This window comes from Paenibacillus sp. MZ03-122A (assembly GCF_024213325.1).
GTDB classification, from domain to species: domain Bacteria; phylum Bacillota; class Bacilli; order Paenibacillales; family Paenibacillaceae; genus Paenibacillus; species Paenibacillus polymyxa_B.
Map to the genome: position 1 here is coordinate 253555 of NZ_JANAVI010000006.1, position 15751 is coordinate 269305.

At 45.2% G+C, this 15751-nt stretch carries 16 protein-coding genes; 5 read left to right on the forward strand and 11 right to left on the reverse strand.

Annotation, left to right across the window (positions count from 1 at the left end):
* Window positions 1-103 precede the first annotated feature (103 nt).
* Entirely contained in the window at window positions 104-610 is a 507-nt protein-coding gene (locus NLX74_RS15440; protein WP_254329229.1) for a MarR family winged helix-turn-helix transcriptional regulator, read from the reverse strand.
* A gap of 135 nt (window positions 611-745) precedes the next feature.
* Window positions 746-1936 (reverse strand): NAD(P)/FAD-dependent oxidoreductase, encoded by a 1191-nt coding sequence (locus NLX74_RS15445; RefSeq protein WP_025724040.1) that lies wholly within the window; start codon window positions 1934-1936, stop codon window positions 746-748.
* A 244-nt stretch (window positions 1937-2180) separates the two neighbouring features.
* On the opposite strand from NLX74_RS15445, the gene NLX74_RS15450 reads away from it, so the two are divergent.
* Window positions 2181-3185 carry an NAD(P)/FAD-dependent oxidoreductase gene (locus NLX74_RS15450; RefSeq protein ID WP_254329230.1) on the forward strand — a complete coding sequence of 335 codons (1005 nt, stop codon included), beginning with the start codon at window positions 2181-2183 and terminating at the stop codon, window positions 3183-3185.
* 160 nt (window positions 3186-3345) lie between these two features.
* On the opposite strand, the gene sda is transcribed toward NLX74_RS15450, so the two are convergent.
* Both sda and NLX74_RS15460 read right to left on the reverse strand, forming a co-directional pair.
* Window positions 3346-3489: a sporulation histidine kinase inhibitor Sda gene (sda, locus tag NLX74_RS15455; RefSeq protein WP_007431918.1), complete on the reverse strand. Its 144-nt coding sequence runs from the start codon at window positions 3487-3489 to the stop codon at window positions 3346-3348.
* Window positions 3490-3770: 281 nt separating this feature from the next.
* Window positions 3771-4427 (reverse strand): YheC/YheD family protein, encoded by a 657-nt coding sequence (locus tag NLX74_RS15460; protein WP_235308433.1) that lies wholly within the window; start codon window positions 4425-4427, stop codon window positions 3771-3773.
* A gap of 217 nt (window positions 4428-4644) precedes the next feature.
* Between NLX74_RS15460 and NLX74_RS15465 the strand changes: the two genes are divergently transcribed.
* Window positions 4645-6180 (forward strand): Ppx/GppA phosphatase family protein, encoded by a 1536-nt coding sequence (locus tag NLX74_RS15465; protein WP_165179089.1) that lies wholly within the window; start codon window positions 4645-4647, stop codon window positions 6178-6180.
* Here the strand turns inward: NLX74_RS15465 and ppk1 are convergent.
* Window positions 6140-8248, reverse strand: a complete 2109-nt coding sequence (ppk1, locus tag NLX74_RS15470) for a polyphosphate kinase 1 (protein WP_235308432.1) — start codon at window positions 8246-8248, stop codon at window positions 6140-6142. The two genes, NLX74_RS15465 and ppk1, sit on opposite strands and share 41 nt — an antisense overlap.
* 307 nt (window positions 8249-8555) lie before the next feature.
* On the opposite strand from ppk1, the gene NLX74_RS15475 reads away from it, so the two are divergent.
* The 3 genes from NLX74_RS15475 (at window position 8556) to NLX74_RS15485 (ending at window position 10522) form a co-directional block, all read left to right on the forward strand.
* Window positions 8556-8801, forward strand: coding sequence for a hypothetical protein (locus tag NLX74_RS15475; protein ID WP_007431922.1), 246 nt, complete (start codon window positions 8556-8558; stop codon window positions 8799-8801).
* A 200-nt stretch (window positions 8802-9001) separates the two neighbouring features.
* A complete protein-coding gene (locus tag NLX74_RS15480) occupies window positions 9002-9664 on the forward strand; it encodes a futalosine hydrolase (RefSeq protein ID WP_254329231.1) in 663 nt (220 codons plus the stop codon).
* Entirely contained in the window at window positions 9665-10522 is an 858-nt protein-coding gene (locus tag NLX74_RS15485) for a 1,4-dihydroxy-6-naphtoate synthase (RefSeq protein WP_254329232.1), read from the forward strand.
* 157 nt (window positions 10523-10679) lie between these two features.
* On the opposite strand, the gene NLX74_RS15490 is transcribed toward NLX74_RS15485, so the two are convergent.
* The 6 genes from NLX74_RS15490 to NLX74_RS15510 all read right to left on the reverse strand — a co-directional run bounded on the left by NLX74_RS15490 (window position 10680) and on the right by NLX74_RS15510 (window position 15685).
* Window positions 10680-11000 carry a hypothetical protein gene (locus NLX74_RS15490; protein WP_014277849.1) on the reverse strand — a complete coding sequence of 107 codons (321 nt, stop codon included), beginning with the start codon at window positions 10998-11000 and terminating at the stop codon, window positions 10680-10682.
* Window positions 11001-11313: 313 nt separating this feature from the next.
* On the reverse strand, window positions 11314-11604 hold the full coding sequence (locus tag NLX74_RS15495; protein ID WP_250240266.1) for a hypothetical protein: 291 nt from the start codon (window positions 11602-11604) through the stop codon (window positions 11314-11316).
* A 17-nt stretch (window positions 11605-11621) separates the two neighbouring features.
* Window positions 11622-11948, reverse strand: a complete 327-nt coding sequence (locus NLX74_RS15500) for a hypothetical protein (RefSeq protein WP_250266612.1) — start codon at window positions 11946-11948, stop codon at window positions 11622-11624.
* The gene (locus tag NLX74_RS25695; protein WP_302058612.1) at window positions 11906-12124 is read right to left on the reverse strand and encodes a YkvA family protein; all 219 of its coding nucleotides are present in this window, start codon (window positions 12122-12124) and stop codon (window positions 11906-11908) included. The genes NLX74_RS15500 and NLX74_RS25695 overlap by 43 nt, the downstream gene beginning before the upstream one ends.
* Before the next feature lie 182 nt (window positions 12125-12306).
* Window positions 12307-14073, reverse strand: a complete 1767-nt coding sequence (locus NLX74_RS15505; RefSeq protein ID WP_254329233.1) for an RICIN domain-containing protein — start codon at window positions 14071-14073, stop codon at window positions 12307-12309.
* A 724-nt stretch (window positions 14074-14797) separates the two neighbouring features.
* Window positions 14798-15685, reverse strand: a complete 888-nt coding sequence (locus NLX74_RS15510; protein WP_254329234.1) for a DMT family transporter — start codon at window positions 15683-15685, stop codon at window positions 14798-14800.
* Window positions 15686-15751: the final 66 nt, after the last annotated feature.

Here is a 15751-nt window from a genome sequence, read left to right on the forward strand (position 1 = left end):
CTTCATGATGATGATTTAGCCAATGATATTTAAAAAATAATAGTCAAAAACAAATAAGGGACCTGATAGTACGACATCTAACTATTTAAGCCGGGAAATTTGATTATTCCCTTTTTATCCGTTCAAGTCCTAAGGAAAGCTTATTTAATAACGTAGCAAATAGAATATGATCCTCCTGCGTAAATTCATTCATTAAATCCGAAAAAAGCTGAATGAACATCGGAATTTTTTCCGTCATTAACTGTTTTCCTTCATCAGTCAAGGAGATTGCGGTCATACGTCGATCCGTCAGCGTACTTCTTCGGATGATGCCGTCCCGTTCCAGCTTATCAATTACGCTGGTTACTGTTGAACGAGTAACCCCTGAATATTCAGCCAGCTCTGATGGAGTCAATGCACGTTCATGTAAAAACAATGGCATTAAAATTTTCAGGTTGCCTACAGATAGTCCATATTCCGAGAGTCTGGAAGACACTCCATTGTATACTTCATGTGCTGTCTGCACGAAAAGTACCAACGTATTCAACGATTGGGAGTCCACATTTGGAAACTTTTCTGCCAATAAATTTATTTTCTTGGGATCAGCATTGATTTTAAAATCAGAATTCAATCCGAAGGCCCCCCTCTGTAATTAGTAATCATACTATACGTCGTCTAATAGTTATGAGTCAATACCTTTTTTAGTTCATCTAAATAAAAAAGGCCTCCAAGCTCCTTTTTAGGAGTCGTGGAAACCTTTCTACCTTTAGAAAAACCGCCCTTTTTTCAGTACCAGTGGAATTCCGCCAATGATGAACAGATAGCGGAGATCCACAATTTTTTTCAATTGTGCGGCCACCCAGCCTTTTATTTTACGTTTGCCCACCACGGCGACGGCTTCGCCTTTTCCAAGCGAAGCAACCGTCCCTTTGTTGGAAAATACGAACTTGTGCAGCTCCTTTTTGCGAAGAGTAGCGGCCAGATTCTTGGCACAAAGGACCCCTTGCTGCATCGCAATTTGGGCAGTCGGTGGATAAGGACGTCCTTCGGGATTAAACATCAGGGAGCTGTCCCCGATAATAAAAATATCATCGTGGCCGGGTGCACGCAGAAAATCGTCGATTTTCACCCTTCCGCGCATCACTTCGAATCCGGCTTTCTCAATTAATCCGTTCCCACGAATCCCTCCCGTCCACACCACCGTGCAAGCTTCGATTTTCTCACCCTCACCAACAATTACACCATCCTGCAAGCATTCCTTAATCGGAATTCCAATGCGGAAGGTGACCCCTTTACGCTTAAGGACATCCATCGCATACTCCACCAGTTCAGGATCGAACCCTGGCAGTGCCGTAGGAGCTGCCTCGACGTTAATGATTTGAATCCGGTTAAAATCGATGTCATACGCTCTAGCGAGCTGTGGCAAACGATCCGCCAACTCCGCTACAAACTCAATCCCGCTGAAACCAGCGCCCCCAACGACAAAATTGAGGCGACCTGGCTTACCGTCATTTTTATACAGGGCCAGTTGGTATTCAATATGCTCACGAATCAGGCGAACCGAGTTAATACTGCGAATCGTCAGCGCGAACTTATCCATCCCCGGAATACCGAATGTTTCTGGCTCCCCGCCTAGCCCGATGACCAAATAATCGTAGGACAGCGAGCCATCCTCCAGCACGATTTTTTTCTCCTTTGGTATGATCTCCTTAACCGTTCCTTTGACTAAATCCACCTTGAACTCATCGATTAGCTGCGCAATCGGAATCCTTGAATGTTCAATCGTATCTGTACCTGCCGCAGGCATATGAAGATGTGTCGTAATATAGTGGTAATCATGACGGTTGATTAGCGTGACATCCGCCTCATTGTGCTTGAGCTCCTTTTGCAATTGCTGAGCCGTCAATATACCGCCATATCCGGCGCCCACAATGACAATTTTGGGAATACTGCTCATGCTTCTACCCCTTCCGATATACATAATCATAATCATTAATTGTTCACAGCTGTTCTCTCAAAACGGTTAATTGATACTCACAGAAAAGTCTTCATCAAATATTAATCGCTTTAACTTTGCAAGCGGAACCCAGCAGTTTATAATGATAAACAGTGAATCATGCGTTCGGCGGCTATCTGAACCTCTATGCGGCTGATTCAATATCTACAAATCCCATACTATCCCTTTCGGAGGTGTTTTTAGAGTGACAGCTCAATCCCCAGGTGCGGAGATCCGCGATCTGATTATTATCGGAGGCGGTCCAGCCGGTATTTTCGCCGCTTTTTACGGAGGAATGCGTCAGGCATCCGTCACCTTAATTGAAAGTATGCCCCAACTGGGCGGCCAGCTTGCAGCCCTTTATCCTGAAAAATATATTTATGACGTTGCTGGCTTTCCTAAAGTGACTGCACAAGAACTGGTTAACAATTTGGTTCAACAAATGAACCACTTTAATCCAGAGGTGCAGCTAGAAGAGAAAGTCGTATCGTTAGAGAAAAAGGAAGAACGCCACTTCATTGTAAAAACAGACAAAGGTGGCGAGTATCATGGTAAAGCGGTTATTATTACCGCTGGTGTTGGTGCTTTCGAGCCGCGCAGACTGGAGCTTCCAGGTGCCGAGCGTTTTGAAAAAACGAACCTGCATTACTTTGTCAGCGACCTGAGCAAATTTGCAGGCCGAAAAGTGCTTATCAGTGGTGGTGGTGACTCTGCTGTAGACTGGGCACTTATGCTGGAACCGATTGCAGAACAGGTTACATTGATTCACCGCCGTGACAAATTCCGTGCGCATGAACACAGTGTCGAAAACCTCCTCGCTTCCAAAGTAAACGTTATTACACCAACGGAAATTACAGAATTGCATGGAGATGACACGATTACCAAAGTCACTCTTGCTCATGTAAAAACCAAAGAAACACAGGAAATCGAAGTGGACGATGTGATCGTTAACTTTGGATTTGTATCCACACTTGGCCCGATTGCTGAATGGGGAATTGAAATCGAAAGTAACTCTATCGTGGTCGACTCTCGCCAGGAAACAAATATTCCCGGCATTTTCGCCGCAGGGGACATTACGACCTATCCAGGCAAGCTCAAGCTGATTGCGGTCGGCTTTGGTGAAGCTCCTACGGCAGTCAACAACGCCAAGGTCTATGTAGATCCAGATGCCAAGTTGTCTCCCGGCCACAGCAGTAACATGAAATTGTAGTCTAGTTTAGACTATGACAAAAAAGGGTATTTTACTCCAAATTTGAATCTTTGGAGTGAAATACCCTTTTTTACGGTGTGCCTATTCGTTGCAGTGATTGTCTGTAAAGTCATTCGAACCCTGAATGACTTTACAGTCGCAGTACGAGAGCTTGTCCGGTCTAATGAAGGACTACGGCTGTATTCATCTCTAGATTTCTTTTGTGAATCTCAGCCAGCAACAGTGCAATGAAGTCACATTCAAGTTTAAGCTCGATTGCCATCTGATAGGAATCCAAAAGCATTTCATCCGTCAGCATAGCCATCCTCGACACAACCTTTCCTTTTATTTCAAAATCTATTCTATCAAAATACCAAAATCGGAACAAGCGTTCTGTTATCCACAGTCAATTGTGGAAATCCTGTGTATAAATTGTTGGTAAGTGTCGTTAACCCATATATGTGACAGGGGATAATGTGGACAATATTTATACACAGAATTTTGACGCTCGAACACAAAAAAAATATTTTTATTATTTATACAAATATATTATATTTAGCGTCTTGTTAATAGATTAAATTGGAATTTTATTGAAGAAAACAGAAATTATTGAGGTCTTGTATTAACCTCTAAAATCCATACCCGTCCATTCTGATCAAGCCCGTAATCAAATCCCAGTTGTCCGATCCCGGGAAATCTCCTTTCCAGTACAGGAATACAGCGTTGTGTAAGTTCAATGATCTCTCGCCGCTTTTGAATAGCAAGCCGCCGGGGATATATCATCCGAAGTGCCTCTGTTCCCTTCAGCAAAGTGCCCCCCTTGCACAGATTCGTAATGACCAGCCCAGGCCGAGCATGACGTGCAACCACCGCACGAAAATCCCACCTCTGCCCTTCCTTCACAACTTTGACTCGATAGTCGACAGGTCTACCTTGAATACTTGCCAGTTGGATGCCTTGTTGAATGAGATATGGACGTTGGATTCGGAGCTTATGGATTCCGATTACAAGCGCTCTAAAATGACTGAACCGGTGCGTGTGCTCCATACGCGTACAGGTGTATCCCCTACGCTCCTTTGCCACACGCATGACTCCGACTCCTCCGCCTCCTTTCACAGGTTTTATAAATACAAAAGCATGCCGCCGCAGCATCATGCGCAATTGTTCTTCACTATATAGACAGGTTTCCGGTATATAAACGGCGGTATGTGGATGGTGGAGCAGCGCCTTCGTCTTTAGCCATTTGCTTGCAAGTTGTCTCATCTAACCCTCTCCTTTCGCCGTCAGTTATACTTATACATACTCAATAGGAATGTTCTATTCTTGGATGATTGTCCGCGGCATGTGCCTATTTCGACAAGATCATGGCGAACGGTAGCATGCACCGAACATCACTGGTACAATGACAATAATCTACTACCATTTGCACGGAGCAACGGAAATTACCGGCAAATCGTTTTTTCAACAAGGAGGTCAACTCATGAATAGCAAAATTGGCATCATGGACATTGGCTCAAACTCCATTCGTCTGGTGATCTATGAAATGACAGAGACAGGGGCCTATCGAATTGTGCAGGAATGCAAAGAAGCTGCCCGACTGAGCGAAAAGGTTGGGGCCAACGGCCGTATGGAACGGGAGGCGATTCGAAGCATCGCTCCATTGCTGCGCCAATTTATGGCGGTATGCCATATGCACGGGGTTGTCCGTATGCGTGCAGCAGCAACAGCAGCCATCCGCAATGCCACGAATTCGGACGAAATCGTCCAATGGATCGCGGAGGAGACAAATTTAACACTGGAAATACTGAGCGGGGAGCAAGAAGGCTATGCCGGTTTTCTGGGCGTAGTGAACACTATGAATGTGAGTGACGGAATCATTATTGACATCGGGGGTGGCAGTACCGAAATTACGCTGTTCCGCGATCGAGAGCGACTGCATACGGTGTCATTTCCCTTTGGCGCCGTCAATATGAATTGGCGCTTTGGACGTGAGGTTAAGAATGGCGAATGGTCTCCTCAGCAGATTGAGGAAATGGAGAGCTTTGTCCGTTCTTCACTGCAAAATCATGATTGGATCTTCTCCAATCCGGGTCTGCCATTCATCGGGCTGGGCGGAACCCTGCGTACTTTGGCTAAAATCAATCAGAAGCGACAGGATTACTCACTTCCTGTAACGCACCATTACGAAATGACGATAGAAGATGTCGATTACTTCTATGGCAGTCTGCCCCATCTTCCCTATGAAAAACGCAAAAAAACAGCCGGCCTGTCCAAGGACAGAGCCGACATCATTGTACCGGGTCTTATTATATTGAAAACGATATTTGAAGCTGCTCAAGGCTCCGCGTATTTGGTCAGTGGAGCGGGTCTGCGAGACGGCCTATTTCATGAGCTGGTCAACGCTGAACAGCCCGTGGTAGCTAATCCGCTTATCACATCCATTCGCAATATCCTTTCGTTTGCTGTCCCAGTTAGCGAAGCGCATGTCAAGCGGGTTAACGAGTACGCCGTCCGGCTCTATGACACATTGGCTAGCGGAACCTCAGCTGCTATGGACAAACGCTTGTTACTGACCGCAGCAACTCTTTACAAAACGGGGGCTGCCTTGAATTATTATCATTTCCGCCAGAATTCCGTGTTCTGGATTTTACATGCAGGCATTGGCGGTCTGTCCCATAGGGAAACGGTACTAGCCGCGTTGATCGCGGATTACCATCCCAAGAACCGGACTCCCCGTTTGCTACGCACACATGCCGATATTTTGGAGCCTTCCGACGAGGAACGTGTACATCGGCTCGGCTCGCTGCTCCAGCTCGCGATTGGCATGGATCGGAGTGAGTCGGGAATGATTACCAGCATCAATCCCACTACAGGGGATGACGCACTGCATCTTCGTCTGGAAAGCAAGAGTGAACCCATATTAGAACAACGGGAGCTAGAATCGGTTGCCAAGGATTTTCAAAAGGCGTGGAACCTTACATTGTCGTGGTCCATTCTACCTTCTTCCAATTTCTAACCTTCATCGCTTCAGATTGGCTCCTAATGGGAGCCTCTTTGTCGTTTCTGGACACAAATTGATAGCTGCCGTTAGGCAAAAGCTGGCGTGCCTTCACATTATCCCTTAACGATAAATGCAGAATATCTGCCAGCATTTCTTTGATCCCGTCATCATAAATCGGGCACATCAGTTCAATTCGGCGGGTCAAATTGCGCGTCATCCAATCCGCACTGGACAAAAATAACTCGGAGTTCCCTCCATTTTCAAAATAAAACAATCTGGAATGCTCCAGGAAGCGGTCTACAATACTGATGACACGTATGTTCTCGCTGAATCCTTCCACACCGGGACGCAAACAACAAACCCCTCTGATGATAAGATCAATCTTCACACCTGCCTGGGAAGCTGCATATAGTTCATCGATCATCTCTTGATTGGATAAGGAGTTGATCTTGGCAATAATCCGGGCGGGCTTACCTGCCAATGCTTGCTCAGCTTCCCTACGGATGAGTTCAAACAGCTTGTTCTTCATTCCCGTTGGAGCCACCGTAAAAGCTTGCAAAGTCTTGAGCGCAGAGAATCCCGTGATTTCATTAAACAGTTCGGAGGCATCCTCGCCAAGTACCGGATCCGATGTAAACAATCCGATATCCGTATACACGCGCGCCGTGCTTTCATTATAATTGCCTGTACCTACATGCACATATCGTTTGAGTGCGTTACGCTCATGACGTATGACAAGGATGATTTTGGCGTGCGTCTTCAAGCCAACCAACCCATACACTACATGACAGCCTGCTTTTTCAAGCTTACGCGCCCAGGCAATATTACGTTCCTCGTCAAAACGGGCTTTCAGCTCCACCACCACCGTTACCTGCTTGCCCGATTCGGCCGCACGTGCCAATGCCGGAATCAGCTTCGATTCCCCGTTGACACGGTACAGGGTCATTTTGATTGCCATCACATCCGGGTCTTCTGATGCCTCAATGATAAAATCAGTTACCGCATCGAATGATTCATATGGATGGTACACGAGCACGTCCCGTTTGCGAAGTACGTTGAAAATATCCTCTTGTGGGGGCAGTTCTTCCGGATACAGTGGTTTGATTGCCGGAAATTTCAAATGCGAATATCCCTCCAAATGATCGGCAAAAGACGACAAAAATGTCAGATCGAGCGGCCCGTCCATCTCAAACACATGATCGAACAGCTTGAATTCGCGTTGAAGCTCCATCAAGGCATAGGGATGAATCCCTTTTTCTACTTCCAGTCTTACCGGCGCCCCCCGGCGTCTTCGACGCAGCTCTTTTTCAATCTCTTCGAGCAAATCTTCGATCTCTTCTTCATTAATGGATAAATCGGAGTTACGCGTAACACGAAAGGCATGAACCGCCTCCGGAACATATCCGGTGAACAGCGTTTGGATGTGATGCTTGATTAGTTCCTCAATTAAAATAAATGATTTCTTCTTGCTGTTCGACCGCAAAGGCACCGTAACAACACGTGGAATATTCGAAGGCACCTGCACAATGGCAAAAAGCGGTTTATCCTCCTCCGTATCTCCGGGACGTCTCAAGACGACCGCTAAATATACGTATTTATTGTGAACGAGTGGAAAAGGACGGCTCTGATCGACCGCCATCGGCGTGAGTACCGGAAATATAATTTCATGAAAATATGCATCCAGCGACTTGCGCTGTGTTGTATTTAAGTCTTCATATTCGAGCAATAAAAGACCTTTTTTCGTCAAGAGGCGAGAAATATCACGATAGGTCCGGTATTGTTCCGATACCATCGAGACGGTACGCTTGATCAGCCGTTTGTACAAACCGGAGGGGGTATATCCCGTAAAATCCTTTTGCATAAAACCCGCCTTGATCTTCTCGCGCGTCTCTGCAACACGAACAGCCATAAACTCATCCAAATTGCTAGATACAATCGCCAGAAATTTGGCTCTCTCCAGCAACGGTGTATCTGCATCCTGAGCTTCCTGAAGCACACGGCGATTAAATTCAATCCAGCTTAAATCTCGGTTAAAGTAACGTTCTGACCCGGCTTTATCCTTATTCTGACTCTCTATCAACATATGGCCTCCATCAATTCATGCAGTATAGTATCCCTTTATTGTACTATTAGATGAAACGCACTAGCATCACAGCAGTGTAAACGCAATGTAAAATGTGTGTAAACACAAACTGGATGTTTGAAAAGGTCAATCGGACGCTTTACAAAAATAGCATTAAGCGGTACAGTGTTTACGTCTGTTTCATAGAGTAGATTGACGAACCGTTCCTTTTTTAGTTGTTTATGTTCATTATGATGTGTAGTAACCACTTAGTAGCTACATTCAATTGCTGATTTTCAAATGGCATGATATAGGGAGGATTTACGTTATGGAACCCAAGAAAACGCCACGCGTACTGCAAAAAAACATCGAATTTTTCACCGCAGCGCTGTCACAACACCTCGTTTCGGTCTGGCAAGAGGACCCTACAGGTGTATACTGTGAGATTGGCTGTGGATATATCGAGTTATTCAGTAGCGAGATGATTCGGGTGCGCAATCAAGATGGAACCCCAAGCCATTATGACCGCAATATCACCATGTTTCAGTTAATCACGAAGGATCAGCCGATATAATTATTATATGCTATGCCTGCGCTGTTCTTCCAGATTAGAATTGTTTTATATTACAATTATCGATTTTGATATCTGCTGAATCTTGCAGATTTTCCAAAAAGCGCCTCAGAGCGCTTTTTTTGTCGACTTTTTTTGAACATCGTTTCGAAAAGCAGTATGATAAGGGAGCATATTACCTAAATTTAAAGGGGAATCAACCGATGGAGCATACAACATCAGATGGGCGCATCCTGGTTATGACCGCGGTTGAAGCCGAACGGGAAGCTGTACTGCGCGGCCTGCAAGGCGATACCCGTTTTGTGGTCGAGCTGGCTGGCGTGGGCGCACCGTCCGCAGCGGCTTCAACCGCGCTAGCACTGGCGGCGGATGGTGACTACCGTCTGGTCATCAGCGCCGGAATTGGTGGCGGCTTCGTCGAGGTCGCTGCACTGGAGAGCGTCGTTGTTGCTGACGCGATCATTGCCGCCGACCTGGGAGCAGAAACGGCAGAGGGCTTCAGCAGCGTGGACGAGCTGGGTTTCGGCTCAAGCCGAATTGCCGTGAACGTTGCCACCGCGCAGCGATTCGTTCAGGCGCTGCGCGGTGCTGGACAGACGGCTGTCGCGGGGCCGATCCTGACCGTTTCCACAGCCACTGGTACGGCGGCAACAGCGGAACGGCTGGCCAAGCGCGTTCCCGGAGCTGCTGCCGAAGCGATGGAAGGCTACGGCGTAGCCGTGGCGGCAAATAGGCTGGAACTACCGACGATGGAAATCCGCACGATTTCCAATGCTGTCGGTCCACGTGACCGTGCAGCCTGGCGGATCAAAGAGGCTTTGCAAGCGTTGGAAGCCGCATTTTCTACATTAACGGAGGTTATATAGATGCAAATTGCTTTTTCACCTTGTCCCAACGACACTTTTGTCTTCCATGCCCTGGCGCATGGATTGATTCCGGGCGCACCCGCGCTGGACATTACATTTGCTGATATCGACATCACCAACAATCTGGCGATCACACCAGACGGACTGGATATCATGAAAATTTCGTATGCTGCACTCCCTTGGGTGCTGGATGAATACGCCCTGCTGCCTTGCGGAGGCGCACTGGGCCGGGGTTGTGGGCCACTCGTACTGACCAAGGAAGGTTCCACCGTCGAAGGCCCGGAGGCCCTGTCCGGCAAGCGTGTAGCCGTTCCGAGTGAACGTTCCACTGCCTATCTGCTGTTCCGCCTGTGGGCAGCCAAGCATGTGCCTGGGGGTGTCGGCGAGATCGTCGTGATGCCGTTCGACCAAATCATGCCTGCTGTCCGTGACGGGGAGATAGATGCCGGGCTGGTCATTCATGAAGCACGGTTCACGTATCCGTCCTACGGACTTAGTAAGCAAGTCGATCTGGGGAACTGGTGGGAAGAAGATACAGGGCTGCCGATCCCGCTCGGAGCCATTATTGCCCGCCGTACGCTGGATTTGGATGCGATCACAAACTGGATACGTGCCTCTGTCGAATACGCTTGGAAGCATCCAGAAGCTTCGCGTGAATATGTATTGTCTCATGCGCAGGAGCTTTCACCCGATGTCGCCCAATCGCATATCGACCTATATGTTAACGATTTTACCGCCAATTTGGGCGACAGCGGATATGCCGCCATCGAAGCTTTGCTCGGTCGCGCTGCGCAGGAAGGGCTGGTACCTTCGTTTGATTTAGCCCAACTGCGCCCTACTTCCACAACAACACGTTAAAAGGGACAGACATGCCATGCATGTTTTTCTGCTGAATAGAGTAGTTTAAACATATAAAACCTCCCGAACGAGCACATGGCCTAGCCGTGCGCCCCATTCGGGAGGTTTTATCATTTCATATGGCGAATCCTCATTCGGACTCGCTTGATCCTTATTCTTAGTTCTGTTCCTGCTCCACAACCTCGGTCTTAAATACGTTATCCAATTTGGTACCCAATCTTTTGACCAGCGGCACCTTGATATCCCGGCTCAGCTCCTTGAAAAAAGCGTCCATGTCACAATTAATCTTATCCAACACGACCTTCACGGTGCCCTCTGCCAAGATCTGCTCATTCAGATCCTCCGGTACGGTAACCGAGATATCATACTTCTTGCTTAACGTTTTAATGTAGCGGGTAAAGATTTCGATAAGCTCCTCATTGTTGAACTTCTCAACTGCAACTTGCCCTTTGTTAGTAAATTTCAAATTCACTCTCACGTTAGCATTTCCCCTTTTCCTTTTGACCATTTATTTTGGATAAACGTTGAACCTTTCAGAGGCTCTTCAAAGAAAGGGCCTTACCGGTCGTTTTAGACTCTTGTCCTTTGATATACTAAGTATAACACATTAAGGCCGTTTTCATTTCCCAACTTGTCGTTTTATGATAAAAAATGATACAATTTGCGCATTTTCAGCATAAATTCTTTCTTTTCATGCCAATCATTAGGAATAGTTTATACACAAATACACAAAAAAACGCCTATCTCGCAAAAGAAAGACGTTTCCGTATAGATGCCTAAGTGGTATGCATTTACAGAGGTTTCGTACATTCCCAACCGTGTGAACGATACTCACGCACAGCGTCTCGTATATCCTCAATATCATCAGAATGCAGCAAAATGGCAGGTAGAATTACCCAATACTCATTCTCCGCTAGATCAATAAATACGTCCTCGACATCATAATATTGCATATCGCCAAATGCCGTATCCCTGATTTTCTGTCCAACCAAAGGTGTAAACTGGGAATCAAATGTTTTCATCACCTTCGTATATTCCTTCACGCCCGTTGCCGAGATCTGCTGTGAAATAATGACGCTCAATGCTGTTACCTCCTGACCTAATAATGCTCATTATACCCTTCTCTCAGACCCTCTACAAAACCTTGCGCAAAAAAAATCATAAAAATCAATAGTCCAATGCCAATAGCTACGGAGCTGATTACGATAATGAAGATACCCTGCGTGTTTCTTTGTTCCATTCGTTTCGTTAAAATTCCGAAAACCAAACCTAAGACACCCAACAATCCTCCAAAGACAAAAAAACTAAATATGAACCCCAAACCTGCAAAAATCCAGCCAAAGAAAGCGAGCAACCATCCCTGCTGCTGTGGCTCACTCTGCTTCATCTGCCAGCGTTCCCTCGCTGTAGGTGTATATCTGTCCATTCCTTCTCCCCCGCATCATCTGTAAAACCCAACATCGGAATAACATCTGATATAGCATCTAATGGAGAAATAAAATACGCCAAGGCTCCGAATGCTACGTAGATTCCTCCTATTGCCCTGATGAGTTTAAAAGTACCACCTTCCCGCTTACCAAGCGGATAATTTTGAACCGTCATTTCCACTAACTCAACAGACTTATAGTCATATTTTACTATGACCTCCTTTGATATTCTAGTATATTTATACTAATCCTTGCTCCTATGTATTTGTACAGGCTTTTGCTTGATTCCAGACAAACTAAACGACCTTCCCCATTAGAATTTCGAGAAAAGGCCGTTACTACAACAATATGAATCTTTTACTGTTTACCGCTACTATAAACCGTGCTTAACTTGGATGTTGCTCTGATGCCATTCGGACCTTCAATAATAGCACGTCCTTGTTCAGTATAGCTCGATCCTCCCCAGTCGTTTGACATATCCAAATATTCTAGACCCGATCCATTTCCTTTCCAAGACCACCCGAGATAACCTACACCTTTTTGTTGGGCGTAACTCATAATGGTGGCCTCGTCAACATCACCATTTGTATGCTTGATTCCGAATTCTCCAATGATGACAGCTAGATTTTTGTTTAATACATTGTCAATATTGCTTTTTACTGTTTCGGCATTTCCTCCAGCGTATTCGTACATATGAATGGAGAACATCGTATTTTTAAGCGGATCGGCATCAAACACTTGCGTTCCGTAGTCAAAAATCGACTTCGGATATTGACCCCAACCAGCGGCGTCAACCATAATGGTATTTTTGATGCCAGCATTTCTTAGCTTTGGAATAACTGATTTATACCCCTGTGCCCAGCCGTTTCCATCCCAAGTACCAAACCATTCATTCGCAATGTTGAGAATGACTGTATTTTCTTTTCCAATCAGTGCGCTCTTCATTTCAATCCAGTAATCTGCGATTTTATTCAACACAGCAGCATTATCACTTCCCGTACCATCGTGTACTTCAAGGATAACAACCAATTTGTTTTGTTCTGATAAAGTGATCAGGTTTTGCAACGCTGACAAATCATCTTTCGTCCATTGCTGACCGTCTGACAGCACGATTCTAATCGTGTTCGCTCCTGTTTTGGCAATTGCAGGTATCGCAACCGACTCTTGACCTTTGTACCAAGTGTACGCGTGATTAATTCCTCTCATGACAAAGGGATTTCCCTTGCCATCATAAAGCGTCGTACCTTTAACATAAAATCCTGTATTTTGAGAGGAGTCGGAACTTGTTGTTACTTTTAAGACATTACTTGGTTCCGAAACATTGCCTGCTGCATCTTTCGCTTTTACAGTGAAATTGTAGGATGTGTTCGCAGTGAGACCCGTCACTGTATAACTTGTTGTGGTGCTCGTGCCTACCAGATCTGTTCCGTTATAAATAACGTAGCCAGTTACACCTACATTGTCTTTTGAGGTCGTCCATGTAAGAGTGACAGATGTGCTCGTCTTGGATGAGCTTTGGAGGTTTGTTGGGGCGGTTGGTGGTGTCGTATCTGCTGTCGTATCAATCTGCGTGAATCTCCACCTTTGCTGAGCGCTACCGTTGTCGGCCCATTGTTGAACGTTTGCACCGTCATGGGTATAACCACCGACAACATCCAATGCTTTACCACTAGATTGCGAGATCAGCTTATAATATCCACCACCAGCGTCAATGATTTTCCACTTCTGCTGAGCGTTCCCGTTGTCGGTCCATTGTTGAACGTTCGCTCCGTCATGGGTATTACCACCGGCTACATCTAATGTTTTACCACTAGATTGCGAGATCAGCTTATAATATCCATCACCAACGTCGACCACTCTCCACTTCTGTTGCTCCTTTCCGTTATCGGTCCATTGTTGAACATTCGCTCCGTCATCCTTTGATCCCCCTTCAACTTCCAAGTTTTTTCCGCTATGCTGTGCCGTAATTTTGTAAACAGCATCTGAAATAATATCCGATTGGGCAGACGATGTTGGATCAAGCGCTAGATTAGTAACTCCATCATTGTTAGCGCTTACAATAATGGTCGGCAATATATACACAAGCATACTCAACGAGACCAAACACGACAATAACTTCTTCATTTTGTAACCTCCAGGTAACCAGCATTACCATTCACCGTTTGCTCGAAGTTTCCAACATTTCTATTTAACCGCATCTCAACATACACCTCTCCCTTAGCTTATATATTCAAATTCCCATCCCTTAGGCACGTACTATGATCTCTCCCTCCCGGCCATAATTCGGAAAAGAAAAAAGAACCAAAAAGAGCTCTATCCTAATATTAGGTAAACGCTTTCAATAGTTCCAAACTAATTATGTGATTGGGAAATGAATTCTTACACATTCTAGTTTACGTTATACAAAATGTCAATTGTTAGCATAACAAAAGTCTGTAAAATACAATGATTATTAAAAAAACAAACATCCTATTTAAATAATAAATTAGTGATATTGAATAACACGCTTCTTTTATTATCTCTATTTTTGCTATAAAACAATTATATTCATTCATTTTTTACATAAGGACGAAAAACATAAAAAACACAAAAATCTTTAAAAATATTTTGTTATTCTAATGTTTTTTATAACATCATATCTTGTTAGCTAATTTTGTACGACAACCTCTACCATAAATTTAAGTTTTTTCAATGATCTTGAATAGCATAGCAAATGAGTTGTTTGAAAATCATAGTCAAAAAAACACGCTATATTGGTTCTTCCAATATGCGTGCGTGAAAGAAGTTATTGAAGTTCTTCTTGATCCATCACTCCCGTTAATCCTCAAATGTCTCACCGTTCTGATACTTAGTGGGATAACTCTATTCTTTCCTTAATATTTACCAGATACACACTGCCTGCAATCAGCACTAGCCCCCCAACAAACGTCAAAGTAAGTGATTCCTTGAGCATTATCATACTAAAGACCGTGGACAACACCGGAATCATAAACGTATAGGAGCCGACGGTTCCCGCATCTCCGTTGTCGATTAGTTTAAAATAAATCATCCAGCCCATCGCAATCACGAATATCGAAATAAACAATAAAATCGCGATAAAGGAGGTTGTCCAGTGGATATCGCTCCATTTCTCAGTCGAAAATCCAATCCCATTGAGTATGATCCCCCCAAAAATGAGTTGCATCGTCACCGCCCAAATGGAGTCTAATTGCTTGCTTTTCTTCTTCATATAAATTGTTCCGAGCGCCCAGCATAGTCCTGAAGCTAGCCCCAACACAATGCCCAGTACAGACAAATGTCCTGCCATTCCACCAGAGCTAATCACGATCACTCCGCCAAAACCCAGTACCAGTCCAACCACCTTCAGGGGAAACATACGCTCCCCTAGCCACATCCAGGAGAATAATCCCAACAGGATCGGCTGAAGGAATACTAAAGTGGAAAATAACCCAGCAGGCAAATAACGCAGCCCTACCGTCTGTAAGCCATAGTAGCCTGCAATATTAAATATGGCCAGCACCAGATAAGTCCACCCATTCTGTCTAAGGCGTAAGGTTTCCCGGTTACGCATAGCGAACAACAGCAGAATCACACCACCCAGTAGGGTACGGATTCCTGAAAAAAATATCGGCGGCGTATCTGGCAAAGCCAGCTTGGTCAACGGCCAGTTGATCCCCCATACCATTACTAATATCAAGACAAGCCACAGCGTAGCTTTAGGTGTTAATTTTTTCATAGATGTCTTCTCTCCCTTAGATTTTCATCGCTCATTGCTTACGACTAAAATCTGAATAGCCGTTTG

Bases quoted from the DNA above. Each gene is read 5' to 3' on its own strand.
- NLX74_RS15445 (WP_025724040.1), bottom strand. From the start codon at position 1,936: ATGAGCAGTATTCCCAAAATTGTCATTGTGGGCGCCGGATATGGCGGT.
- sda (WP_007431918.1), bottom strand. From the start codon at position 3,489: ATGGCTATGCTGACGGATGAAATGCTTTTGGATTCCTATCAGATGGCA.
- NLX74_RS15460 (WP_235308433.1), bottom strand. From the start codon at position 4,427: ATGAGACAACTTGCAAGCAAATGGCTAAAGACGAAGGCGCTGCTCCAC.
- NLX74_RS15465 (WP_165179089.1), top strand. From the start codon at position 4,645: ATGAATAGCAAAATTGGCATCATGGACATTGGCTCAAACTCCATTCGT.
- ppk1 (WP_235308432.1), bottom strand. From the start codon at position 8,248: ATGTTGATAGAGAGTCAGAATAAGGATAAAGCCGGGTCAGAACGTTAC.
- NLX74_RS15475 (WP_007431922.1), top strand. From the start codon at position 8,556: ATGGAACCCAAGAAAACGCCACGCGTACTGCAAAAAAACATCGAATTT.
- NLX74_RS15480 (WP_254329231.1), top strand. From the start codon at position 9,002: ATGGAGCATACAACATCAGATGGGCGCATCCTGGTTATGACCGCGGTT.
- NLX74_RS15485 (WP_254329232.1), top strand. From the start codon at position 9,665: ATGCAAATTGCTTTTTCACCTTGTCCCAACGACACTTTTGTCTTCCAT.
- NLX74_RS15500 (WP_250266612.1), bottom strand. From the start codon at position 11,948: ATGGACAGATATACACCTACAGCGAGGGAACGCTGGCAGATGAAGCAG.
- NLX74_RS25695 (WP_302058612.1), bottom strand. From the start codon at position 12,124: ATGACGGTTCAAAATTATCCGCTTGGTAAGCGGGAAGGTGGTACTTTT.
- NLX74_RS15505 (WP_254329233.1), bottom strand. From the start codon at position 14,073: ATGAAGAAGTTATTGTCGTGTTTGGTCTCGTTGAGTATGCTTGTGTAT.
- NLX74_RS15510 (WP_254329234.1), bottom strand. From the start codon at position 15,685: ATGAAAAAATTAACACCTAAAGCTACGCTGTGGCTTGTCTTGATATTA.